The organism is Aeromonas sp. s3 (assembly GCF_040907805.1).
Taxonomy (GTDB): domain Bacteria; phylum Pseudomonadota; class Gammaproteobacteria; order Enterobacterales; family Aeromonadaceae; genus Aeromonas; species Aeromonas dhakensis.
Genome location: NZ_JBFOCQ010000020.1, coordinates 91,611 through 113,487 on the forward strand (window position 1 = coordinate 91,611; position 21,877 = coordinate 113,487).

At 61.8% G+C, this 21,877-nt stretch carries 21 protein-coding genes; 12 read left to right on the plus strand and 9 right to left on the minus strand.

The window, feature by feature from the left end:
- Positions 1 to 313: 313 nt before the first annotated feature.
- From zntR to AB5Y98_RS10585, 3 genes are all read left to right on the plus strand, one after another.
- Entirely contained in the window at positions 314 to 751 is a 438-nt protein-coding gene (gene zntR, locus AB5Y98_RS10575; RefSeq protein WP_024941406.1) for a Zn(2+)-responsive transcriptional regulator, read from the plus strand.
- Complete coding sequence (locus AB5Y98_RS10580; protein WP_368231869.1) at positions 741 to 1,277, plus strand: dihydrofolate reductase family protein; 537 nt, start codon at positions 741 to 743, stop codon at positions 1,275 to 1,277. The genes zntR and AB5Y98_RS10580 overlap by 11 nt, the downstream gene beginning before the upstream one ends.
- A 128-nt stretch (positions 1,278 to 1,405) precedes the next feature.
- The gene (locus AB5Y98_RS10585) at positions 1,406 to 1,624 is read left to right on the plus strand and encodes an alternative ribosome-rescue factor A (protein WP_010635004.1); all 219 of its coding nucleotides are present in this window, start codon (positions 1,406 to 1,408) and stop codon (positions 1,622 to 1,624) included.
- Between the two features lie 234 nt (positions 1,625 to 1,858).
- Here the strand turns inward: AB5Y98_RS10585 and hemW are convergent, their stop codons facing one another.
- A complete protein-coding gene (hemW, locus tag AB5Y98_RS10590) occupies positions 1,859 to 3,004 on the minus strand; it encodes a radical SAM family heme chaperone HemW (RefSeq protein ID WP_368231870.1) in 1,146 nt (381 codons plus the stop codon).
- Positions 3,005 to 3,137: 133 nt separating this feature from the next.
- A complete protein-coding gene (rdgB, locus tag AB5Y98_RS10595; RefSeq protein WP_005309479.1) occupies positions 3,138 to 3,734 on the minus strand; it encodes an RdgB/HAM1 family non-canonical purine NTP pyrophosphatase in 597 nt (198 codons plus the stop codon).
- 221 nt (positions 3,735 to 3,955) lie between these two features.
- Between rdgB and AB5Y98_RS10600 the strand changes: the two genes are divergently transcribed.
- From AB5Y98_RS10600 to AB5Y98_RS10610, 3 genes are all read left to right on the plus strand, one after another.
- Positions 3,956 to 5,119, plus strand: coding sequence for a multidrug effflux MFS transporter (locus tag AB5Y98_RS10600; RefSeq protein WP_162519019.1), 1,164 nt, complete (start codon positions 3,956 to 3,958; stop codon positions 5,117 to 5,119).
- A gap of 108 nt (positions 5,120 to 5,227) precedes the next feature.
- Complete coding sequence (locus AB5Y98_RS10605; protein ID WP_117402259.1) at positions 5,228 to 6,277, plus strand: oxidoreductase; 1,050 nt, start codon at positions 5,228 to 5,230, stop codon at positions 6,275 to 6,277.
- 309 nt (positions 6,278 to 6,586) lie between these two features.
- Positions 6,587 to 6,832, plus strand: coding sequence for a hypothetical protein (locus tag AB5Y98_RS10610; RefSeq protein WP_005309486.1), 246 nt, complete (start codon positions 6,587 to 6,589; stop codon positions 6,830 to 6,832).
- A gap of 102 nt (positions 6,833 to 6,934) precedes the next feature.
- Here AB5Y98_RS10610 and rimJ read toward each other — a convergent pair whose 3' ends face one another.
- Both rimJ and AB5Y98_RS10620 read right to left on the minus strand, forming a co-directional pair.
- Positions 6,935 to 7,486, minus strand: a complete 552-nt coding sequence (gene rimJ / locus AB5Y98_RS10615) for a ribosomal protein S5-alanine N-acetyltransferase (RefSeq protein WP_126881197.1) — start codon at positions 7,484 to 7,486, stop codon at positions 6,935 to 6,937.
- Positions 7,486 to 8,040 (minus strand): GNAT family N-acetyltransferase, encoded by a 555-nt coding sequence (locus AB5Y98_RS10620; protein ID WP_017764725.1) that lies wholly within the window; start codon positions 8,038 to 8,040, stop codon positions 7,486 to 7,488. The genes rimJ and AB5Y98_RS10620 overlap by 1 nt, the downstream gene beginning before the upstream one ends.
- A gap of 352 nt (positions 8,041 to 8,392) precedes the next feature.
- Here AB5Y98_RS10620 and AB5Y98_RS10625 point away from each other — a divergent pair, with 352 nt between their 5' ends.
- Positions 8,393 to 10,162 (plus strand): M4 family metallopeptidase, encoded by a 1,770-nt coding sequence (locus AB5Y98_RS10625; protein WP_005309492.1) that lies wholly within the window; start codon positions 8,393 to 8,395, stop codon positions 10,160 to 10,162.
- A gap of 52 nt (positions 10,163 to 10,214) precedes the next feature.
- Here AB5Y98_RS10625 and AB5Y98_RS10630 read toward each other — a convergent pair whose 3' ends face one another.
- A complete protein-coding gene (locus tag AB5Y98_RS10630) occupies positions 10,215 to 11,114 on the minus strand; it encodes a LysR family transcriptional regulator (RefSeq protein WP_017764724.1) in 900 nt (299 codons plus the stop codon).
- A gap of 209 nt (positions 11,115 to 11,323) precedes the next feature.
- On the opposite strand from AB5Y98_RS10630, the gene mdtH reads away from it, so the two are divergent.
- Entirely contained in the window at positions 11,324 to 12,517 is a 1,194-nt protein-coding gene (gene mdtH, locus AB5Y98_RS10635) for a multidrug efflux MFS transporter MdtH (protein ID WP_368231871.1), read from the plus strand.
- 61 nt (positions 12,518 to 12,578) lie between these two features.
- Here the strand turns inward: mdtH and AB5Y98_RS10640 are convergent, their stop codons facing one another.
- From AB5Y98_RS10640 to aspA, 3 genes are all read right to left on the minus strand, one after another.
- Positions 12,579 to 13,670 (minus strand): porin, encoded by a 1,092-nt coding sequence (locus AB5Y98_RS10640; protein ID WP_017785681.1) that lies wholly within the window; start codon positions 13,668 to 13,670, stop codon positions 12,579 to 12,581.
- Between the two features lie 200 nt (positions 13,671 to 13,870).
- Positions 13,871 to 15,190 (minus strand): anaerobic C4-dicarboxylate transporter, encoded by a 1,320-nt coding sequence (locus tag AB5Y98_RS10645; RefSeq protein ID WP_005309503.1) that lies wholly within the window; start codon positions 15,188 to 15,190, stop codon positions 13,871 to 13,873.
- A 127-nt stretch (positions 15,191 to 15,317) separates the two neighbouring features.
- Positions 15,318 to 16,760, minus strand: a complete 1,443-nt coding sequence (aspA, locus tag AB5Y98_RS10650; protein ID WP_005309505.1) for an aspartate ammonia-lyase — start codon at positions 16,758 to 16,760, stop codon at positions 15,318 to 15,320.
- Between the two features lie 450 nt (positions 16,761 to 17,210).
- Between aspA and AB5Y98_RS10655 the strand changes: the two genes are divergently transcribed.
- Entirely contained in the window at positions 17,211 to 17,687 is a 477-nt protein-coding gene (locus AB5Y98_RS10655; RefSeq protein WP_268027227.1) for an FxsA family protein, read from the plus strand.
- A 23-nt stretch (positions 17,688 to 17,710) separates the two neighbouring features.
- Here AB5Y98_RS10655 and AB5Y98_RS10660 read toward each other — a convergent pair whose 3' ends face one another.
- Positions 17,711 to 19,111: an MATE family efflux transporter gene (locus tag AB5Y98_RS10660; protein ID WP_123247203.1), complete on the minus strand. Its 1,401-nt coding sequence runs from the start codon at positions 19,109 to 19,111 to the stop codon at positions 17,711 to 17,713.
- Between the two features lie 181 nt (positions 19,112 to 19,292).
- Between AB5Y98_RS10660 and AB5Y98_RS10665 the strand changes: the two genes are divergently transcribed.
- From AB5Y98_RS10665 to AB5Y98_RS10675, 3 genes are all read left to right on the plus strand, one after another.
- A complete protein-coding gene (locus AB5Y98_RS10665; RefSeq protein ID WP_005309514.1) occupies positions 19,293 to 19,586 on the plus strand; it encodes a co-chaperone GroES in 294 nt (97 codons plus the stop codon).
- A gap of 42 nt (positions 19,587 to 19,628) precedes the next feature.
- The gene (groL, locus tag AB5Y98_RS10670; protein WP_005309517.1) at positions 19,629 to 21,263 is read left to right on the plus strand and encodes a chaperonin GroEL; all 1,635 of its coding nucleotides are present in this window, start codon (positions 19,629 to 19,631) and stop codon (positions 21,261 to 21,263) included.
- A gap of 95 nt (positions 21,264 to 21,358) precedes the next feature.
- Positions 21,359 to 21,856: a hypothetical protein gene (locus AB5Y98_RS10675; RefSeq protein WP_005309520.1), complete on the plus strand. Its 498-nt coding sequence runs from the start codon at positions 21,359 to 21,361 to the stop codon at positions 21,854 to 21,856.
- The last annotated feature ends 21 nt before the right edge of the window (positions 21,857 to 21,877 follow it).

Sequence of the window (21,877 nt, forward strand, 5' to 3'; positions counted from 1 at the left end):
CCGCTCTCGCCTGAAACCTGCCGCCAGGCAAAAGCGTTTTAGGAAATACCCGCTTGACGCGTCGCTCTCTTGTGGGCGCGTATTCTACACAAAAAATGTGACCCGTGGTGGATTTTTTAAAGTGACAAAGCCTTGTCTGGTGCGGTGTTAAACGTTTTCTGGTGGTTTTTTTGTGAAACGTTTGTCTTTTCAGTCTCTTGATGGCAAAAGGGTGGCCGCGTCCTCTTTCCCGCTGCCGACTGGCAATCGTCCGGCAAAGGGGCGATAGTGGGTGCCGGTTGTGGTTCTTGACTCATTTGGGAGGGAGAAAGGCATGTATCGGATCGGGGAGCTGGCCAAGGCGTGCGGGGTGAAGGCGGATACTCTGCGCTTTTACGAGAAAAACGGTCTCATCTCGCCGGGCATTCGCAACGAGTCCGGCTATCGCCTCTATGGCGAGCAGGACAAGCGGCGGCTGGAGTTCATCATCCGCGCCAAGTCGGTGGGGTTCTCGCTGGCCGACATCGGCGAGCTGCTGGATCTCGATACCAACAAGGCCAAGGTCACCTGCCAGGAGGTGAAGGCGGTGGCCGACACCAAGCTCGAACAGGTGGAGCAGAAGATCATCGAGTTGACCCGTTTTCGCGACAACCTGCGGGAGCTCTCCAACATCTGCTGCGGTGGCCCGCGCTCGGCGGAGCACTGCGCCATCCTCGAGACGCTGGAATCCGGTGCTCCCTCCCGCCACGAGCATCACGACCATGAGCACTGAGCAGCACCGGCCCCGGGTATCCGCCTTTCTCGCCCTCTCCCTCGACGGCTTCATTGCGGGAGAGGGGGGCGATCTGGCCTGGCTTGACCCCTACAACGGCGACTCTCAGGAAGAGACCGGCTACGGCGCGCTGATGGCGAGTGTTGATACCCTGCTGATGGGGCGCAACACCTATGACATTGTGAGCGCCTTTCCCGAATGGTTCTATGGTGACAAGCCGGTGGTGGTATTGACCCACAGGCCCGCCGCTCCCCGTGAGCATGTCTCCTTTCGGCAGGGGGCGCTGGCGCAGGTGCTGGACGAGCTGTGGCAGGCGGGCAGCCGCCACCTCTACCTGGATGGCGGCGAGCTGGTGAGGCAGGGTCTGCAGGGGGCCCTGGTGGACGAGCTGATCCTGTTCTGGGTGCCGGTCACTCTGGGACGCGGGGCGCCGCTCTTTGCAGGATCCCTGCCCGGCGCACTGAAGCCTGTGTCCAGTACCGTGCTGCCGAGCGGGCTGGTGCGGGTTGTCTATCAACCGGCCTGAGGATCCCGCCAGCACTCTTGCAGGCGGGCCGAGAGAGGCGCACAATCGGCGCGTTTTTCGCCGCCTGCCCTCCCAAATAAGCTGACAGGGGCGATAGGCAAACACGACAACCCCATCAAGGAGCCCATATGGCCAAGAAGAAGGTGACCCGGGTCACCATCGAGCCCGCCTGCGAACATCTGCGCGGCATCATTCAGGACAACCACCTCAAGGCACTGGTGACCTCCCCCCTGTTCCAGGCCCGGGTCGAACCGAGCAAGAAGGGCAAGGGCAGCTATCAGCGCAAGGCCAAGCACGGCAAGCGGTGGGAGCCCGGCCAACAGCAGATGGTAAGCGTCTGCTGCTGAGCGGGTTCCTGTTTTGGAACCTGTCCACGATCTTGCTGCGAGGCTGTGATCAAGGCTCATGTGTACTTACACACTCCGGTTCCTGCGCTGCTCTTCACCTTGCTGACAGCCTCTCGCGACAGACCGTGAACAGGTTCTTGAAACCAAAACAATCAGGGCGCCAATGGCGCCCTGATTGTTTTTCTATTCGTTGGTGCTGATTCACTCTCTTGCCGCAAGAGAGTGAACCCGTATTCACTCGTCCATAAAGAGCTCGAGCAGCACGTTGAGATAGCGATGGCCGAGGGGGGTGAGCTGCCAGCTGTCGCCGAGATCCTCGATTAGCTCCTTGCTCTGGGCGATGGTCAGCATGGTTTCTACCCGCTCCAATTCAAGGCCGGTGCAGGCCTCGAACTCCGCCTTGGGGGCCGGTTCAAACAATCTGAACCGGTTCATGAAGTACTCGAGCGGCAGATCGTCCGCGCTCACCTGCCACTGTTCGTCCAGATAGGGGCGGCTCGGGTCCAGATACCCCTTAGGGTGCTTCACCTTGGCGGTGCGCAGGATCTGGCCGTTGACCACATCGGTCACCTTGCCGTGGGCGCCGCAGCCGATCCCCAGATAGTCGCCGAAGCGCCAGTAGTTGAGGTTGTGGCGGCACTGATACCCCGCCTTGGCGTAGGCCGAGATCTCGTACTGCTGATAGCCCTGGGCGGTCAGCATGGCGTGGCCCTGCTCGTAGATCTCCCACAGGGTGTCATCTTCCGGCAAGGTGGGCGGCTTGGAGGCAAACGCCGTGTTCGGCTCTATGGTGAGCTGATACCAGGAGAGATGCGGCGGCGCGCAGTCGATGGCCTGCTGCAGGTCATAGAGTGCGTCCTCCAGGCTCTGATCCGGCAGGCCGTGCATCAGATCCAGGTTGAAGGTGGGCAGCTTGATGGCGTGAGCCAGTTCGGCGGCCTTGCGCGCCTCTTCCGGGCCATGGATGCGGCCGAGGCGGGTCAGCTTCTCCTGCTGGAAGCTCTGCACCCCGATGGAGATGCGGTTGATGCCGGCCCGCTGGAAGCCGGCGAACTTGTCCGCCTCCACCGTGCCCGGGTTGGCCTCCATGGTGATCTCGCAGTCCGCAGTGAGTTCGATACGTGCGCGCACCCCGTCCAGCAGCGCTTGCATGGCTTCCACGGAGAGCAGACTCGGCGTGCCGCCGCCGATAAAGATGGAGGAGAGGGAGCGCCCCTGAGCCCAGTGCAGGTCTTGCTCCAGATCCTCCAGCAGGGCCGCCACATACTCGAGGTGGGGCAGCTCCCCCTTCTGGGCGTGGGAGTTGAAGTCGCAGTAGGGGCACTTCTGGACACACCAGGGCACGTGGATATAGAGGGAGAGGGGCGGCAGTTGCAGCATGGGGTTTCCAGTATTCAACAATCAAAAGGGGTCGGGTTGCCCTTGTCGTCGATGACAACGGGCCGGGGCGCCGCGAACGAAACGGGGGCCGACGGCCCCCATTGTAGATGACAACGCGGCGGGAGACAGCGCTTTAGTTGACCGCCGCCAGGGCCGCTTTCAGCTTGGCCAGCGCCTGGCCGCGATGGCTGAGCTGGTTCTTGAGCTCGGCCGGCATCTGGGCCGAGGTGCAGTCGTGATCGGGCACGAAGAACACAGGGTCATAACCAAAGCCGTGCTGACCGCGCGGCTCGTCGATGATCATCCCCTCCCAGCTGGCCTGGCAGATGATGGGGGTAGGATCGTCGGCGTGGCGCATGTAGACCAGCACGCACCAGAAGCGGGCGCTCTTGAGATACTCGGGGGCCCCTTTCAGCTCGCCCAGCAGCTTGTCGATGTTCTCCTTGTCGCTGGCACCGGCGCCGGCAAAACGGGCGGAGTAGACGCCGGGGCGGCCGTGCAGCAGATCCACTTCCAGGCCGGAGTCGTCGGCAACCGCCGGCAGGCCGGTGACGCGGGCGGCGTGGCGGGCCTTGATGATGGCATTCTCGACGAAGGTGGTGCCGGTCTCGTCGGCATCGGAGACCGCAAACTCGCTCTGTGGGATCACCTGGATCTTCATATCGGCCAGCATGGCGGCCAATTCTTTCACCTTTTTCTGGTTCCCTGTTGCCAGGACAAGCTTGTTCATCGAGCACCTCCGCAAAAATAATCTGCGCATTCTATGCGGGGCTGGCGCCCAGGAAAAGCGCCAATTGCCCTGGATCACCCTCGCCGGGGTCATGGCAAGATGTGGATAAAATGAATGTTTCCTGAATGGAATAACAGAAGTGATTAAATACCATTTCAATTCATTACTGTGAGTCAGTAGACTCGCGCCCCAATCCATTTCCCCATGCCACGAGGTGACTGATGCCATTGATTCTTCTGCTTGTACTCCTGGTGCTGTTCAGTCCGCTGGCCATCGACATCTACCTGCCCGCCATTCCGCAGATGGCCGAGCAGCTGGGCGCCGAGGTGACCCTGATGCAGGGCACCATTACCTGGTTCCTGTTCAGCATGGGACTGGGGCAACTGTTGGTGGGGCCGCTGGCCGACCGCTACGGCCGCAAGCCCATCGCCCTCGGCGGCGTGCTGCTCTACGGTCTGAGCGCCCTGGGTGCCGGTTTTGCCGCCAGCCTCGGCGAGCTGATGCTGGCGCGGGTGCTGCAGGGCCTCGGCGCCTGTGCCACCTCGGTGGCCGCCTTCTCGGTGGTGCGTGACAGCTACGGCCCCAAGAAGAGCGGTCAGATGATCTCCTACCTGAACGGTGCCATCTGTTTCATTCCGGCGCTGGCCCCCCTGCTCGGTGGCTGGCTCACCGCCAAGGCGGGCTGGTCGGCCAACTTCTGGTTTATGGCCGGATACGCCGTCGTGGTTGGCAGCTGGCTGCTGTGGCGGATGCCGGAAACCCGTCCGGAAGAGACCCGCAGCGGCGGCCCGCTCATCAGCTGGTCGCGCTACAGCCCGGTGCTGCGCTCCCCGAGCTTCCTGTTCAACGCGACGCTGTGCATGCTGGCGATGGCGGTGATCCTGGCCTATGTCACCGCGGCGCCGGTGCAACTGATGGTGCGGCTGGGGCTGGACATGAGCGGCTTCAGCTACTGGTTTGCGGCTAACGCGGCGCTCAACATCCTGGCCTGCTTCCTGGCGCCCCGTTTCATCGCCAGAGTGGGGCCAAGACGCACCCTGCGCATCGGTCTGCTGGTGCTGCTGCTCTCCGCCATCTCCCTGAGCCTGTCGATGCACATCGATCATCCGCTGGCCATGATGGGCCCGGTGTTCCTCTCCAGCATCGGCTTTGCCATGATCCTGGGCTCTGCCGCCGGCATGGCGCTGGCACCATTCGGTCACTGCGCCGGTACCGCCGCCGCCCTGCTCGGCCTGTTCCAGATGAGTGGCTCCGGTGCGTTGGTGGGCTTTATCGGCGCGCTGATGCATGACCCGCTGAACCAGCTGGCGCTGCACATGTGGCTGTTGCTGCCCCCGCTGCTGGTGCTGATGACCCGCCAGGGCCGGCGCTTGTGTTTGCAATAAATCCTGTGCTCTGATGGGCACACTCAGGGGGCCTTGGGCCCCCTTCTCTTTTGGCAGGCCAAAGGTTCGCCTGCATCTCATGACACAGCTACCCGTGGAGAAAACCGGATGAGCCACACAATCAATGCCGCCCTGGTGGGTTATGGCTTTGCAGGCCAAACCTTTCACGCCCCGTTTCTGACCAGCACGCCCGGGCTCTCCCTCGGCTGGGTGGTGAGCCGCGATGCCGCCAGGGTGCAGAGCGATCTGCCCGGCAGCCGGGTCGGTTCGCTGGCCGAGGTGCTGGCGGACCCCTTGGTCGATCTGGTGGTGATCGCCACTCCCAACGACACCCATGCCCCCATCGCCCGCGAGGCGCTGCTGGCGGGCAAGCACGTGGTGATCGACAAGCCGTTCGCCCTGGACCTGGCGGAGGCGAAGGCGCTGGTGGAGCTGGCGCAGAAGCAGCAGCGACTGCTCAGCATCTTCCATAACCGGCGCTGGGACGGGGACTTTCTCACCGTACGCCGCCTGCTGGCGGAGGGGGCGCTGGGGCAAGTTGCCCAGTTCGAATCCCACTTCGATCGCTATCGTCCCGAGGTGCGCCAGCGCTGGCGCGAGGCGGGTGGCCCGGGCTCCGGCCTCTGGTTTGATCTCGGCCCCCACATCCTCGATCAGTCGCTCCAGCTGTTCGGTCAGCCGGACTGGCTGCAGGCGGATCTGGCCCAGCAGCGCCCCGCTGCCCTGGCGGATGACTACTTCCACGTGGTGCTGGGCTATGGCGAGATGCGGGTCGTGCTGCACGGCAGCTGCCTGGTGTCGGCCACCATGCCGCGTTTCGTCATCCACGGCAGCGAGGGGTCGTTTATCAAGTTCGGCATGGATGTGCAGGAGGAGCAGCTCAAGCTCGGCAAGCGGCCGCCGGCGGCAGACTGGGGAGTTGACAACGAACCCGGCCAGCTCAGCCGGATCCGCGATGGTCAGCTGCAGCAGCAGAGCGTGGCCGGCGAGGCGGGGGATTACGGCGCCTACTATCGCGGCGTCTGCGCCGCCATCCGTGGGGAGGGGGAGAACCCGGTGCCGGCCGGCGAGGCGTTGGCGGTGATGGCGCTGTTGGACCTGGCCCGCGACAGCGCTCGCGAGGGTAAGCGGCTGGCTTGTCAGATCCTGTCTGACTGAGGCGGGGTCTGTGCGTGATGGCCGGCACCATGCAATAGCTGTTTATTGCCAACCATCACGGGGCCTGTGGCGTTTTATTGTACGAATTCACGCCGTTTACAGTGTTTTGTATTAATGTTTGTCGCTGTAGTAGTTCTTTTCATCCAGCCAACGAGAAAATATCATTGTGATACTCGTTTTCATTGGGCGCGTATGGGGATATATTTCGCGCGCCTCTTGGCTCCCGGCATATGGGTTTTTCACCGGGTGAAAGGACGCACTGTGATGGTTGTACCAACCATCTCTCCATATTTTTCTGAGGGTATGCACATGAACAAAGTACTGGTAGCCGGTATCCTGGGTCTGATGTTGACCGCTTGTGGTCAGAAAGAAGAAGCCGCCGCACCGGCCGCTACTCCGGCCGCCGACGTTGCTGCAACTGTTGAGAAAGCCGCTAGCGAAGCCACCTCTACCGTAGAGAAGGCTGCTTCCGAAGCGACTGCAACCGTTGAGAAGGCTGCCGCTGACGTAGCCACCAAGGCAGAAGCCGCAGTGAGCGATGCCAAGGCCAACTAAGCCTGCACCTCATCTGAAGAACGGGCCCGAAGGTGACTTCGGACCCGTTTTTTTATGTCCGCTCCCCGTCTTTGACGGGGTCTTCGCCGGCAAGAGAACCAGCTAGAGCGCCGGATTGAGACGGGAGGTGAGGATGTGATCCTCCCAGCGGCCGTTGATCATCAGGTAGTCTTTGGCGTACCCCTCCCGCTCGAAGCCGAGCCGCTCGAGCAGGGCGCCGCTGCGCTGATTGGCCGGCATGTAGCTGGCCATGATGCGGTGCAGACCGTGCTCCCGGAACAGGTAGTCGATGCCGGCCCCGACGATTTCCTGCATCAGCCCTTGTCCCTGGTGGGCCTGGTCGATGGCGTAACCCAGGTGGCAGGCCTTGAAGGCACCCATCAGGATGTTGGTGAAGTTGCAGGTGGCGATCACCTGCTCGCCATCCGGCTCGAGCGCTACCAGGTGCACCCCGCTGCCGTTGAAGAACTGGCCGTAGCTGTCGCGCAGCCGGCCGTGCCAGTGGCTCAGGGTATAGAAGCTCTCGTCCCGGCTGGGCTCCCAGGGGGTGAGGTGAGCGCGGTTGCGCAGATAGAAATCCAGCATCAGATCGGCCCGCTCGGGAGGCAGTACGGTGAGCCGGCTGCGGGCCGTGCACAGGTGTGGCAGTGCCATCAGTGATCCCTCTGCCCAAGCCACTCATCGCGCAGCAGGCTGTAGTGAACGTGATCCACGACTCTGTCGGCCAGCCGCTCGGCACGGCGGGTGATCCCCTCCTGCTGCATGCCGAGGCGCTCGCAGACGGCCCGGCTGGGCTCGTTGTCGATGGCGGCGCTGATCTCCACCTTCTCCATCCCCATCTCTTCGAAGGCGTGATGGATCAGGGCTTGGCAGGCGCGGGTGATGATACCGTTGCCCTGCCAGCGCTCGGCCAGCCAGTAGCCGATGCTGACCTTTGCCAGCGCCTTGTCGATCTGGTTGTAACCGATGACACCGACCACTTCTCCCTGATACTCGATGGCGGTGGTCAGCCCCTCGCCGCGGGCGAATTTCTCGATGGCGTGGCGGATGAAGGTGGCGCTGTCAGCGGGTTGCTGAATGTAGGGGGGCCAGGGCAGCCACTGGGTCAGGTAGTCGCGATTCTCCCGACAGAGGGCAAAGAGTTCGCTGGCCATGTCGGGCTGCAGGAACAGCAGCGCCAGCTCGTCATCCAGTTGCCATGAAAACATCCGCACCTCCCGTTGCCGCAGGGGCCCGCAATGGGCCGTCGAACCGCCAATGTAGCCAATCAACCCCTTGTTAGCCAAGGACTTTCAGCCGTTATCAAGGCTGCGCTATCCCCATATGGAGGGGCGGCTCCGACCGCCATTGGGGCGCCTTGTCATTGTTCGGCCTTTCCTGGTGTTATTCGCCATTTTTTCGGCTCTTTACGCTACCAAAAACAGGCAACAGCAGATTCTGCTATGGATTCATGCTGGGCTGTCACATATGACAGGCAGCAATTCCGATCGCGCCAACTAGTGTAGGAGCGCTGGGCAACGGACCCGGCGTGTAATCTTCATCGACTTAAGGAAAAGACGGATGAACAAAGTCTATTTGGCCGTGGTATTGGCCTGCTGGGGAAGCGCAGCCTTGGCTGCAGAACAGGTTGACGTACATCAGGTTGCCGGCATTCAGGGAGCACCGAGCGGTGCCGCCGGCGTCAGTGCGCTGGCCGGGGATGGCGAGTTCCGCCAGGTGCGGGCAGTCAAGCTGCCCAACGGCCAGCAGCGGGTGCGCTATGAGCAGACCTGGCACGGTATCCCGGTCTGGGGTCAGGTGCTGGTGGCCGAGCAGTCCCTCGGTGGCCAGATCAGCCAGGTCTCCGGCCAGATCCTGCGCCAGATCGATGCCGATCTGGCCAGCCCGACCGCGGCCCTGTCGCCGGCCGATGCCGCCAGCAAGGCGCGGGCCGGGGCCAAGGGCAGCAACGAGCGGGTCAAGCTGTTCGTGATGCAGGATGACGCGGGTCAGGCCAAGCTGGTCTATCTGGTCTCTTGGCTCGCGGCGAGCGAAGAGCCGAGCCGTCCCTTCGTGATGATCGATGCCCAGACCGGCAACGAGCTCAAGCGCTGGGAGGGGATCAACCACAAGGATGCCACCGGCCCGGGCGGCAACATCAAGACCGGCAAATACTTCTACGGCTCCGACTTCGGCCCGCTGCAGGTGGATGACAACTGCCGCATGACCAGTGCCAACGTTGACACCCTCAACATGAATCACGCCACCACGGGCGGCACCATCCACCAGTTCACCTGCCCGGAGAACACGGTCAAGGAGATCAACGGTGCCTACTCGCCCCTCAACGATGCCCACTACTTCGGCAACGTGGTGTTCGACATGTATCGCAACTGGTACAACACGGCGCCGCTGACCTTCAAGCTGAAGATGCGGGTGCACTACAGCCGCAACTACGAGAACGCCTTCTGGGACGGCAGCCAGATGACCTTCGGTGATGGCGCCACCACCTTCTATCCGCTGGTGAGCCTGGACGTGGCAGCCCACGAGGTGAGCCACGGCTTTACCGAACAGAACTCCGGGCTGGTCTACTCCGGTCAGTCGGGCGGCATCAACGAGGCCTTCTCCGACATGGCGGGGGAAGCGGCCGAGAACTACATGAAGGGCAGCAACGACTGGCTGGTGGGCGCCCAGATTTTCAAGGGCAACGGCTCCCTGCGCTATTTCGAGGATCCAACCCGGGATGGCCGCTCCATCGGCCACGCCAGCGACTACTACGATGGCATCGACGTGCACCACAGCTCGGGTGTCTACAACCGCGCCTTCTACCTGCTGGCCAACACCAGCGGCTGGAATACCCGCAAGGCCTTCGAAGTGTTCGTGCTGGCCAACCGTCTCTACTGGGGCGCCAACACCACCTTCGATCAGGGCGCCTGTGGCGTGACCAAGGCGGCGACCGATCTCGGTTACAGCGTGACCGACGTGGCGGCCGCCTTTACCACGGTCGGGGTCAATGCCACCTGTGGCGGTACCACTCCGCCCACTGGCAGCGTGCTGCAAAACGGGGTACCGGTGACCGGTCTCTCCGCCGCCAAGGGTGGCAAGCTGAACTTCACCATCGACGTGCCGGCCGGCAAGAGCCAGCTGGTGATCGCCAGCAGCGGCGGTACCGGCGATGCTGACCTCTATGTGAAGTTTGGCAGCGTGCCGACCAGCAGCAGCTATGACTGCCGTCCGTACAAGAGCGGCAACGCCGAGACCTGCACCCTGAACTCGCCCAAGGCGGGGACCTGGAACGTGCAGCTGAGCGCCTTCAGCGCCTTCTCCGGGGTGACCCTCAAGGCCAGCTACTGATCACCAGTGGCCGTTGACAACAGTGAAGCGCCGGACTTGTCCGGCGCTTTTTTTATGCGGGTTTGCCCGCCCAGCGGGCGGCCAGGGTACGGGCTGCCTCCAGTACCCGCTCCTTGGCGGGGTTGGGGCGCTTGCCGCTGCGCCAGGCCATCATCACGTCCCAGTGATCCGGCGGCAGATCCACCACGTCCAGCTGCACCAGCCGGCCAAACTCCAGATCCCGGGCGATGGCGAGGGCCGGCATCAGGGTGATGAAGCCGTGTTCCAGCGCCAGCTCCCGCGCCGCGCTGGCGGGCTGGATGGCGTGCAGCGGGCTCGCCACCTGGCGCAGCAGGCGCAGCTGCAGGATCAGCTCGTCGCAGCCGGTGCCCCACTGCTGGGGCGCCAGCCGCTCGTTGGCGATGTCCTGCAGGGTCAACCCTTGCCGCCCGGCCAGCGGATGGGTGGCACAGGCCACCGCTATGATGGGGGAGCGGTAGAGCAGCTCGAGCTGGATGCCGGCGATGGCGGGACACTTGAGGATGAAGCCGACGTCGGTCTCGCCGGTCAACAGCTCCTGCATGATGATGCCGGAGTGATCCGTGTTGCAGCGGATCTCGAAGGTCTCGTCGACCAGTGCCAGCAACAGGGGGCCGAACACCACTGTCGTCAGGGAGGGCAGGCAGGCGAGCCGGATGCGCGGCAGCGCCGGTGCCCCCTGCATGGCCAGCCGGCCCCCTTCCAGCGCGCTGAGGGCCGCGCTCGCCGCGGGCAGAAACTGCTCGCAGGCCGGTGTGGGGGTGGCGCCGCGCCGGTGGCGGCGAAACAGGGGCTGGCCCAGATCCTGCTCCAGCACGGCGATCCGCTGGCTCACCATGGGTTGCGACCAGCCGCGCACGGCCGCCGCCTTGCTGAAACTGCCGCGATTGACCACATCCAGCAGCAACTGCAGATCGTCGAGGGTCATAGCCATAAGATAATCCAATATGAAATATAGCCAGTTGTCGGCTACCACTATATCTGGCGTCCTTCCAGAATAGCAGTATCAATCGTTGTGCTTTGGCATATTGCCACACCGGCTCAGGGGCTTGCAGCACCTTGAGTCCGTTTGGTGACGGCGTCATTCGGGCGACGAGCAGTAATCGATATGAATGTCATCAGAGCAGCAGGGGACGGGTAGTCATGGTGGATCGGGCGAGGCGGTTGGGGCGGTGGTTTTTGGCGTTGGATTCCCTGTTGGTGATCCTGGGGTTCTTCGTGGTGATGCCCATGATCAGCCTGCGCTTCGTGGATCAGCTCGGCTGGGCGGCCGGGGTGGTCGGGCTGGCGCTGGGGTTGCGTCAGCTGACCCAGCAGGGGCTGGGCATTCTGGGGGGCTCGCTGGCGGACAAGTTCGGGGCGCGCCCGCTCATCGTGGGCGGCATGCTGCTGCGGGCGGCGGGTTTTGCCAGCCTGGCCTATGCCCAGAGCGGCCTTGAGCTGATCCTCTCCTGCATCATCTCGGGCCTTGGCGGCTGCCTGTTCGACCCGCCCCGGGCGGCGCTGGTGATCAAGTTCACCCGGCCGCGGGAGCGGGGGCGCTACATCTCCTTGTTGATGATGCTGGAGAGCGCCGGCGCCGTGGTGGGGGCCCTGCTCGGCAGCTGGCTGCTCAACTTCGATTTCGAATACGTCTGTCTGCTGGGGGCCGGCCTGTTCATCTGTGCCGCCCTGTGCAACCTGCTGATCCTGCCCCCCTACAAGCTCTCGGTGCGACCGACCCCGATCCGCGCCGGTCTCGGCCAGGTGCTGGCCGACAAGGCATTCTGCCGGCTGGTACTGATCCTGAGCGGCTACTACGCGCTCTGGGTGCAGGTGATGCTGATCTTCCCCATCCTGGTCAAGCAGATGGCGGGCAGTACCACGGCGGTTGGCTGGATGTATACCCTGGAGACCGCCATCTCGCTGGCGCTGCTCTATCCGCTGGCGCGCTATGGCGAGCGGCGCTTCAAGCTGGAGAGTCGGCTGATGGCCGGGGTACTGCTGATGACCACCGGCATCGGGCTGGTGGCCTTTGCCAACACCCTGCCTGCGGTGTTCATGCTGCTGGCCTGCTTCTATCTGGGGATCGTCATCGCCGAGCCGGCGCGGGAGACCCTGATGACCAAGCTGGCGCAGCCGGGAGCGCGCGGCAGCTACATGGGCTTCAGCCGGCTGGGGCTGGCACTGGGGGGCATGACGGGGTACGTGGGGGGCGGCGCCCTGCATGACTACGCCATGGCTCAGGGGCAGCCCTGGTTGCCCTGGCTGGTGCTGGGCACAGTGGGCGTGACCACCTTGCTGCTGCTGGCCAACTGCTTTCATCGCGAGTCGAGTCTGGCGCGGGTCAACGTCTGAACGGGCATAAAAAAACCGGCCGCAGGCGGCCGGTAAAAAATACAGTAGGCTACAGGAAGACTTAGAAGTTGTACTGCAGGGCCACGGCGACCACGTCGTCGGTGTTCTTGCCCAGCGAGTTGGTGTGGGTGCCGTTGACGTTGTCCAGCAGGTTGATCTTGTAGTCAACGTAGGCGTTGAAGTTGTCGGTGAAGTTGTACCAGGCACCGATGGAGACGTATTCAGTGGCGGTATCATCGATGCCGCGAGCGTTGTCCTTCACGTCGGTGCGCAGGTAGGCCACGGACGGTTTGAACTTGCCGAAGGCATACTGGGCCACGGCTTCGTAGCCATCCATCTTCTCGGCGTAACCGTTGAAGGTGCTGACGTACATGTGGTCTTCACCGTGAGAGTAGGTGGCAGCCAGGTAGAGGTCGCCGACGGCGTACTTGGCGCCCACGCCGTACAGTTTGGCGTCGCTGTCACCACCGAAGGAGGCGTTGGCAGCCTGTTCGTCGGTCTTGCCGGCCTGGTTGTAGGCGGCACCCAGGCTCAGGCCCATGTCGAAGTCATAGTTGGCGGACACGGCGAAGCCTTCGGCGGAACCCTTCGGATTCCAGGTGCTGTTGGTGCCAGTCAGGTTGGAGCGATCGGCGTTCTGCGGATCATTGTTGCCGGTGAACTGGGCACCCAGGGTCAGGCCCTGATAGGTGTAGATGTACTGGGCCAGGCCGTTGGTACGACCGGTGCCGAACACTTCGGTGTCCTTGCCCAGGCCGTCACCGCCCCACTCGGGCAGCACGTCGGTGTAGTTGTTCACGGCTTTGGTGAACAGGCCGTCCTGGCGACCGTAGCTGAAGGCACCGAAGCGATCGTGCTTGATGCCGGCGTAGGCATAACGCAGCTCGTCATTGTCGGAACCTGAGGTCGGCAGGTTGTACTCGGCAAAGCCGAAGGCCTGCATTTCCGGAGCAATCTTGGTTTCGCCGGCAACGTGCAGACGCAGGTAGCTGGCGTCGCCTTCAGAATCGTTGTCATCAGTGCCGTAGTACATGCCCTGGGCGCGACCACCGATGTCGAGCTTGGTGTCGTTCTGGTTGTAAACGGTCGCGGCTTGCGCACCACCGGCCAGCAGCAGGCTGGAGATGGCCATGGTCAATGCTGTTTTTTTCATTGTTCGTTCCTCTGGTGTAAACACTGTCGGACCTGTGCTCGGCCCTGTTGATCGGTTTCTGTTCCGATAGCCCAGAGTAGCCCTGCGAACCTTGATAGAAACTGAAGCGGACAAGGATTAATTAATGGTTTGACCAGAAAGGCAGGCATAAAAAACGGCCCAGAGAGGGCCGTTTGAACATTTGTGGAATTAAATGCTGTTTAGAGCATCATGCCACCGAAGAAGAAGCCGAGCGCCACGGCGATGGCGATGGTGGCCACACCCGGTACGAAGAAGGGGTGGTTGAACACCGCCTTGCCGATGCGGGTGGAACCGGTGTCGTCCATCTCGACCGCGGCCAGCAGGGTCGGGTAGGTGGGCAGCACGAACAGGGCGCTCACGGCGGCGAAGGAGGCAATCGCGGTCAGCGGGCTGACACCCAGTGCCAGGGCGGCCGGCATCAGGGCCTTGGTGGTGGCGCCTTGTGAGTAGAGCAGCATGGCGGCGAAGAACAGTACCACGGCCAGCAGCCAGGAGTACTGGTTCAGCAGGTCGCCGGCGATGAGCTGGATGGTATCCATGTTGCCCTTCACGAAGACGTTGCCGAGCCAGGCCACACCCAGTACGCAGATACAGGCGGACATACCGGACTTGAAGGTCGGCATGTTGGTAACCTGGGTCACGTCCAGCTTGCATACCAGGGTCATGATGGTGGCCGCGGCCAGCATGATGCCCATGATGGCGCCGTCACGGGGGATCGGCGGGTTGGTGATGAGGCCCACTTTACCGGAGATGGCGGTGGCATAGGCCATCACGGCCACGATGGCGGCGATGAAGATCCAGACCGACAGCTTGGCGTAGGGTTTGATCTCGAGCTGGGTGGTACCACGCAGCTTGATCTGCCCCTTGGCCTTGCGCTCCAGGTAGACTTCATCCTGGTCCAGCGGTTTGCCCAGCATGTTGGCGACGAAGGCGCCGAGGATGCAGGCGATGAAGGTGGAGGGGATGCAGATGGCCAGCAGGGTCAAGTAGTCAACACCGAACGGCTCCAGCATGCCGGAGAAGGCGACCACGGCTGCGGAGATGGGCGAGGCGGTGATGGCGATCTGGGAGGCGACGACCGCGATGGAGAGCGGACGGGACGGGCGGATGCCCTGCTCCTTGGCCACTTCGGCGATCACCGGCAGGGTGGAGAAGGCGGTGTGACCGGTACCGGCCAGCATGGTCATCAGGTAGGTGACCACAGGGGCGGCGAAGGTGATGTATTTGGGGTTCTTGCGCAGGGCTTTTTCGGCCAGGTGCACCAGGTAGTCCATCCCGCCGGCCAGCTGCATGCAGGCGATGGCGCAGATGACGGACGCGATGATCATGATCACGTCCCAGGGGATGTAGGTGACCAGCTGATCGCTCGGGATCTGCACCCCGAGGCCCCAGGTCAGCACCAGTACCCCCAAACCACCGGCAAAGCCGATGCCGATGCTGCCTATCCGGGCCCCCAGATAGATAGCGGCGAGCACGACGAGCAACTCGATTCCAATCATAGTGAACACTCCATTTTCCAGTTTTTTTAGGTTTTATTTGGCAGAAAAGCCAATTCCCGATGGGGCTGGGCAAGACCTATCGGGAACTGACTCTATGGGCCGGGATGATCCCGGCCCATTTGCTCGCTTATACGGTGGCTTCGCGGGTGTAACGCTTGGCTTTGTATTGCGGGTTCATCAGGTTCTCGATGGAGAGGATTTCGTCCAGCTGTTCGGCGGTCAGCAGACCGCGCTCCAGCACGACTTCACGGACGTTCTTGCCGGTCTGTGCACAGATCTTGCCGACGATGTCGCCCTCGTGGTGGCCGATGAAGGGGTTCAGGTAGGTCACGATACCGATGGAGTTCAGCACGTGGTTCATGCAGATTTCCGGGTTGGCGGTGATGCCTTCCACGCACTTCTCGCGCAGGGAGATGCAGGCCTTTTCCATCAGGCTCAGGGATTCGAACATCGCCTGACCGATCACCGGCTCCATGACGTTCAGCTGCAGCTGACCGGCTTCGGCGGCGAAGGTGATGGTGACGTCGTTGCCGAAGACCTTGAAGCAGGACTGGTTGACCACTTCCGGAATGACCGGGTTGACCTTGGCCGGCATGATGGAGGAGCCAGCCTGCATTTCCGGCAGGTTGATCTCTTTGAGTGCGGTGCGCGGGCCGGAGGAGAGCAGACGCAGGTCGTTACAGATCTTGGAGAGCTTCATCGCCATGCGCTTGATGGCGCCGTGCAGCATCACGTAGGCGCCGCAGTCGGAGGTCGCTTCGATCAGATCTTCAGCCGGCACATAGGCGCGACCGGTGATCTCGGCCAGGCGCTTGATGGCCAGGGCGGAGTACTCGGGCGGGGTGTTGAGGCCGGTACCGATGGCGGTGGCGCCCAGGTTCACTTCCAGCAGCAGCTCCTGGCAACGCTTGATGGACTTGATCTCTTCGCGCAGGGTGACGGCGAAGGCGTGGAACTCCTGACCCAGGGTCATGGGTACCGCGTCCTGCAGCTGGGTACGACCCATCTTCAGGATGTTCTTGAACTCGGCAGCCTTGGCATCGAAGGCGGCGATCAGCGCTTCCAGGGCAAACAGGGTGGTGTCGGTGCTGTTCACCACGGCGACGCGGAAACCGGTGGGGTAGGCGTCGTTGGTGGACTGGCACTTGTTGACGTGGTCATTGGGGTTGATGACGTCGTAGCGGCCTTTTTCCAGACCCATCAGCTCGAGGGCGATGTTGGCCAGTACTTCGTTGGTGTTCATGTTGACGGAGGTGCCGGCACCGCCCTGGTAAACGTCGACCGGGAACTGGTCGAAGCATTTGCCGGTGTTCAGCATCAGGTCGCAGGCTTCCACGATCTTGTCTGCAATTTCAGGACGGATGGTGCCCAGCTCGCCGTTTGCCAGCGCGGCGGCTTTTTTGGTCAGCACCATGCCGCGGACGAATTCCGGAACGTCAGAAATCTTCTGAGAGCTGATCTTGAAGTTCTCGACGGCGCGCAGGGTGTGTACGCCGTAGTACATGTCGTTGGAAACTTCTTTGGTGCCCAGCAGGTCTTCTTCAATGCGGACGTTCTTGATGTCGCTCATTGTAATGCCTCAGAAATCAGATAAATGGAAACGATCCTCACCGAGTGGTCGCGAGTTCCTTACGCACGGTTCATCCTGAAGCACCACACATCGAGTGGGGCGGTTGGAGGCCTTTTTTGCCTCCTTCATTACTGGCGTCGATATTACCCCAATTGAGGTATCTGATATTAGACCTGGATCACTAAATTTGAGACAACCTCAAATAACTTGTGGTCATTAAACAGATATTGCAATCGACCGATTAACTTTGACAGAACAATGACTTCAATCACAGTCCGGCAAGCCGGTTTTTCTGCGGATCCGGCGCTGCGTCACCCTCCGCACTTGAAAAGTGCGCGCTGACCCCCATTTTAATCAACAGGAACCGATATCATGGCGGGTTGGCAGCGGCATCGACGGCTGTCTGGTCTCGCCGGCGGTTCATTCACATTCACCCGCACTGAGGTTGTTATGGGCAAGTTGTTTCTATTGTTGGTCGGTCTGGTGGTGCTCGAGCTCACCGTGATGATCGAGGTGGGCTCCGTGATCGGCGCCTTGCCGACCGTCGGCCTGCTCATTCTGACGGCGGTGCTGGGCTCCTCTCTGGTGCGCAGCGAAGGGATCAAGACCCTGTTCAACGCGCAGCAGAAGATGCAGCAGGGGGAGATGCCGGGACGTGAGGTGATGGGGGGCATGATGCTGGCGCTGGCCGGTCTGCTGCTGATCATTCCGGGCTTCGTGACCGACCTCTTCGGCATCCTGTTGCTGCAACCCTGGCTGCGCAACAAGCTGGCCGACAAGCTGGTCGGCAGCAACCAGTTCAGAATGCAGATGGGCGGTTTTCAAAGCCGTCAGCAGCCGTTCGACGAGGTGCCTGGCAGTGACCAGCCGGGTCAATCCCCGCGCGGTGGTACCACCATCGAAGGGGAGTTCGAGCGCAAGGAGTAAGTGCTGCGCTCAATCCCGGGCCATCAGGGCTTGCCCTGATGGCACAACTGCTCGAAGCGGTGGCGGGCATACCACCAGGCCAGAGCGCCCGCCGCCAGGTTCGCCAGCAGGATCCCCAGATAGATCCCCTGTTCCCCCCCCAGTTTTGCCCCCAGCCAGGCTCCTGGCAGCAAGAAGACAAACAATCGCAAGCCGTTGAATAGAAAAGAGATGCTGGATGCCCTCACGCCATTCAAGGCGGATGCCAGCAGCATCACCATGCCCTGAAAGCCATAACCGATGGGCACCAGGTGCAGATAGAGCACGATGAGGCGCACCACCTGCGGGTGATCGCTGAACAGATCGGCGATGAAGGGGGCCAGCAGCCAGGTCAGCGCATAGACCGCCAGCTGGAACAGCAGGGCGAAGCGCATGCAGAGCTGCAGCGCCGCCTTGGCGCGGGCCGGGTTGCCGGCGCCGCAGTTTTGCGAGATGAAGGGAGCCAGCACCGAGGAGAGCGCCATCATCACGATGAGCAGCAGGGCCTCGACTCTCGAGGCGGCGCCATAGGCGGCCACCACTTCGGTGCCCAGTCCGGCGAAGATGGTCATCAGCACCGCATTGGCCAGCGGGTTGAGCATGTTGGTGAAGGAGGCAGGCACGGCCACGTGCAGTAGGGCGCGCCAGTGGGCCAGCAGCTGCGGGCGCGGGGAGAGGCGCCAGCGCAGCAGGCCCTCGCGGTGGCGCAATATATAGAGGCTGACCAGCATGGCCATCAGCCAGGAGAGGGAGGTGGCGATGGCGGCGCCGCGGATCCCCCACTCGGGAAAGGGGCCTATGCCGAAGATGAGCAGGGGATCCAGCACGCCGTTGACCAGCCCGGCCACCGTCATCACCAGGCTCGGGGTCTTGGTATCGCCGGTGGCCCGGATGGCGGCATTGCCCACCATGGGCAGCACCAGCATGGGGACGGTCAGATACCAGATCAGCATGTAGTCGTAGATGAGGGCGATCAGCGCATCGCTGGCGCCGAGCAGCCTGAACAGCGGGTGTATGGTGAGCGCCCCCGCCACGGCGATGAGGGTGACCAGCAGCACCGCCAGGAACAGGTTGTCGGTGGTGATGCGGGCGGCCTCTTCATGCTTGCCCTGGCCGAGGGCATGCCCCATCACGGCGGAGAGGCCGGCCCCCAGCCCCATGGCCAGCGAGGTGACCACGAAGGTGACCGGAAAGGTGAAGCTGATGGCGGCCAACGCCTGGGTGCCCAGCATGCCGATGAAGAAGGTATCGACCAGGTTGAAGGCGAGGATGGCGACGATGCCGAGGATCATGGGACCCGTCATGCGCAGCAGTACGGACGTCATGGGGGCTGTCAGCAGGGGATTGGGTCGGGTCACGGGCTGGTCTCTGTACATCTGGCGGAGTTCTGGCTGCTGGCAGCACAAACCGGTTTCCTGACCGGGACTCGGGCGATCCATCGAAGACCTTCATAGTACGTGAAAATATTTTTTTTGTATTTGCCCTTGAAGGGTTAACAAACGTACCCCACATCGGAGACATATCTAATTTGGCCAGGAATGGCCATTCCTCAAAGCAACACAGAGACTCATTTTGGGAGAGTTATCGATGAAAATTCGTCCACTGCACGACCGCGTCATCATCAAGCGCATCGAAGCTGAAGCCAAATCCGCTGGCGGCATTGTCTTGACTGGTACGGCGGCCCAGAAGTCCACCCGTGGTGAAGTTCTTGCCGTGGGGACTGGCCGAATTCTGGATAATGGCGACGTCAAAGCCCTCGCCGTCAAGGTTGGTGACAAGGTGATCTTCAACGAAGGCTACGGTGTGAAGACCGAGAAGCTGGATGGTCAGGACGTGCTGATCCTGTCTGAAACCGACATCCTGGCGATTGTCGAAGAGTAATCCACCCCTTTCCCCCAAGAATTGATTGAAGGACTGAACAAAATGGCAGCTAAAGAAGTCAAGTTTGGCAACGAAGCCCGCATCAAGATGCTGGAAGGCGTCAACATCCTGGCCGATGCAGTCAAGGTGACCCTGGGCCCGAAAGGCCGCAACGTGGTGCTGGACAAATCTTTCGGCGCACCGACCATCACCAAGGATGGCGTTTCCGTCGCTCGCGAAATCGAACTGGAAGACAAGTTTCAGAACATGGGCGCCCAGATGGTCAAGGAAGTCGCTTCCAAGGCCAACGATGCCGCCGGTGATGGTACCACCACCGCGACCGTACTGGCCCAGGCCATCGTCAACGAAGGCCTGAAGGCCGTTGCCGCCGGCATGAACCCGATGGATCTGAAGCGCGGTATCGACAAGGCTGTGGTAGCCGCCGTTGCCGAGCTGCAAGCGCTGTCTCAGCCCTGCGCAGACAACAACGCCATCGCTCAGGTAGGCACCATCTCCGCCAACTCCGACGAGAAAGTCGGCAAGCTGATTGCCGAAGCCATGGACAAAGTGGGCCGTGACGGCGTCATCACTGTAGAAGACGGTCAGGGTCTGGAAGACGAGCTGGCTGTGGTTGAAGGTATGCAGTTCGACCGTGGCTACCTCTCCCCGTACTTCGTCAACAAGCCGGAAACCGGTGCCGTCGAGCTGGACGACCCCTTCATCCTGCTGGTCGACAAGAAAATCTCCAACATCCGCGAAATGCTGCCGGTGCTGGAAGGCGTGGCCAAGGCTGGCAAGCCGCTGATCATCGTCGCCGAAGACGTTGAAGGTGAAGCGCTGGCGACTCTGGTGGTCAACACCATGCGTGGCATCGTGAAAGTGGCTGCCGTCAAGGCGCCGGGCTTCGGTGACCGTCGCAAGGCCATGCTGCAGGATATCGCCATCCTGACTGGCGGTACCGTGATCTCCGAAGAGGTGGGCATGGAGCTGGAAAAAGCGACCCTGGAAGACCTGGGCCGTGCCAAGCGCATCGTCATCACCAAAGAGAACACCACCATCATCGATGGCGTGGGTGATGCAGGCCTGATCGAGAGCCGTGTAGCCCAGATCCGTCAGCAGATCGAAGAGACCTCTTCCGACTACGACCGTGAGAAGCTGCAAGAGCGCGTAGCCAAACTGGCTGGCGGCGTTGCGGTGATCAAGGTGGGTGCTGCCACTGAAGTCGAGATGAAAGAGAAGAAAGCACGCGTTGACGATGCCCTGCACGCGACTCGCGCTGCGGTGGAAGAAGGCGTGGTTGCCGGTGGTGGTGTGGCGCTGGTGCGTGTCGCTGCCAAACTGACCGGTCTGCGTGGCGACAACGAAGACCAGAACGTGGGTATCAAGGTTGCTCTGCGCGCCATGGAAGCTCCGCTGCGTCAAATCGTCATCAACGCCGGTGAAGAGGCCTCCGTCATCGCCAACGCGGTGAAGAACGGCGAAGGCAACTATGGCTACAACGCCTACACCGAACAGTACGGCGACATGCTGGCCATGGGCATCCTGGATCCGACCAAGGTGACTCGTTCTGCCCTGCAGTTTGCCTCTTCCGTTGCCGGTCTGATGATCACCACCGAGTGCATGGTCTCCGAGCTGCCGAAGAAAGATACCCCTGCCATGCCTGACATGGGCGGCATGGGTGGCATGGGCATGATGTAATTCAGCCTGGGTTACCAAACGGCTCGCTTTTGCGAGCCGTTTTTTTTATGGCGACTAGACTGAGTCTATTGTCAGTGACTTTATCCGAGGTGAACATGCGTGTACTGGGTTTGATTTCATTACTGTTTTCTCTGGCCATGCCGGCAATGGCGCTGGAAACGCCGCAAGGCCCCGTCATCCTGAAGGTGACCGGCAATGTACAACCGGCGGAAGCGACCGAAGGGGTGGTCTCCTTTGATCTGGCGATGCTCAAAGCCTTGCCGCAGCACGAGATCGTGACCGCCAACCCCTGGGTCGACAAGCCGCACAAATATGTGGGACCCAAGCTGGCCGATCTGCTGGCCGCCGTCGGTGCGGATGGCAAGGCGATCACCCTGACCGCATTGAACAGTTTTCAGATCAGGCTCAACTGGGATAAGGTCAAGCAATACGACCCGATTCTGGCCTGGCAAGATGATGGGGTCACCATGCGGGTACGGAATAAGGGACCGCTTTGGTTTATCCTACCGCTGGATCAATATCCCGAGCTGAAACGCTCGGAGTTTACCGACATGATGATTTGGCAATTGAATGCCATTGATATTCAGCATTGATGTAGTGGCTTCTGGGAGCAC

Bases quoted from the DNA above. Each gene is read 5' to 3' on its own strand.
- AB5Y98_RS10580 (WP_368231869.1), top strand. From the start codon at position 741: ATGAGCACTGAGCAGCACCGGCCCCGGGTATCCGCCTTTCTCGCCCTC.
- AB5Y98_RS10645 (WP_005309503.1), bottom strand. From the start codon at position 15,190: ATGATTGGAATCGAGTTGCTCGTCGTGCTCGCCGCTATCTATCTGGGG.
- aspA (WP_005309505.1), bottom strand. From the start codon at position 16,760: ATGAGCGACATCAAGAACGTCCGCATTGAAGAAGACCTGCTGGGCACC.
- AB5Y98_RS10585 (WP_010635004.1), top strand. From the start codon at position 1,406: ATGGCCAAGAAGAAGGTGACCCGGGTCACCATCGAGCCCGCCTGCGAA.
- AB5Y98_RS10630 (WP_017764724.1), bottom strand. From the start codon at position 11,114: ATGGCTATGACCCTCGACGATCTGCAGTTGCTGCTGGATGTGGTCAAT.
- AB5Y98_RS10640 (WP_017785681.1), bottom strand. From the start codon at position 13,670: ATGAAAAAAACAGCATTGACCATGGCCATCTCCAGCCTGCTGCTGGCC.
- rimJ (WP_126881197.1), bottom strand. From the start codon at position 7,486: ATGGCACTGCCACACCTGTGCACGGCCCGCAGCCGGCTCACCGTACTG.
- AB5Y98_RS10675 (WP_005309520.1), top strand. From the start codon at position 21,359: ATGCGTGTACTGGGTTTGATTTCATTACTGTTTTCTCTGGCCATGCCG.
- AB5Y98_RS10625 (WP_005309492.1), top strand. From the start codon at position 8,393: ATGAACAAAGTCTATTTGGCCGTGGTATTGGCCTGCTGGGGAAGCGCA.
- AB5Y98_RS10605 (WP_117402259.1), top strand. From the start codon at position 5,228: ATGAGCCACACAATCAATGCCGCCCTGGTGGGTTATGGCTTTGCAGGC.
- AB5Y98_RS10620 (WP_017764725.1), bottom strand. From the start codon at position 8,040: ATGTTTTCATGGCAACTGGATGACGAGCTGGCGCTGCTGTTCCTGCAG.
- groL (WP_005309517.1), top strand. From the start codon at position 19,629: ATGGCAGCTAAAGAAGTCAAGTTTGGCAACGAAGCCCGCATCAAGATG.
- rdgB (WP_005309479.1), bottom strand. From the start codon at position 3,734: ATGAACAAGCTTGTCCTGGCAACAGGGAACCAGAAAAAGGTGAAAGAA.
- hemW (WP_368231870.1), bottom strand. From the start codon at position 3,004: ATGCTGCAACTGCCGCCCCTCTCCCTCTATATCCACGTGCCCTGGTGT.
- AB5Y98_RS10655 (WP_268027227.1), top strand. From the start codon at position 17,211: ATGGGCAAGTTGTTTCTATTGTTGGTCGGTCTGGTGGTGCTCGAGCTC.
- AB5Y98_RS10665 (WP_005309514.1), top strand. From the start codon at position 19,293: ATGAAAATTCGTCCACTGCACGACCGCGTCATCATCAAGCGCATCGAA.
- AB5Y98_RS10600 (WP_162519019.1), top strand. From the start codon at position 3,956: ATGCCATTGATTCTTCTGCTTGTACTCCTGGTGCTGTTCAGTCCGCTG.
- mdtH (WP_368231871.1), top strand. From the start codon at position 11,324: ATGGTGGATCGGGCGAGGCGGTTGGGGCGGTGGTTTTTGGCGTTGGAT.
- AB5Y98_RS10610 (WP_005309486.1), top strand. From the start codon at position 6,587: ATGAACAAAGTACTGGTAGCCGGTATCCTGGGTCTGATGTTGACCGCT.
- zntR (WP_024941406.1), top strand. From the start codon at position 314: ATGTATCGGATCGGGGAGCTGGCCAAGGCGTGCGGGGTGAAGGCGGAT.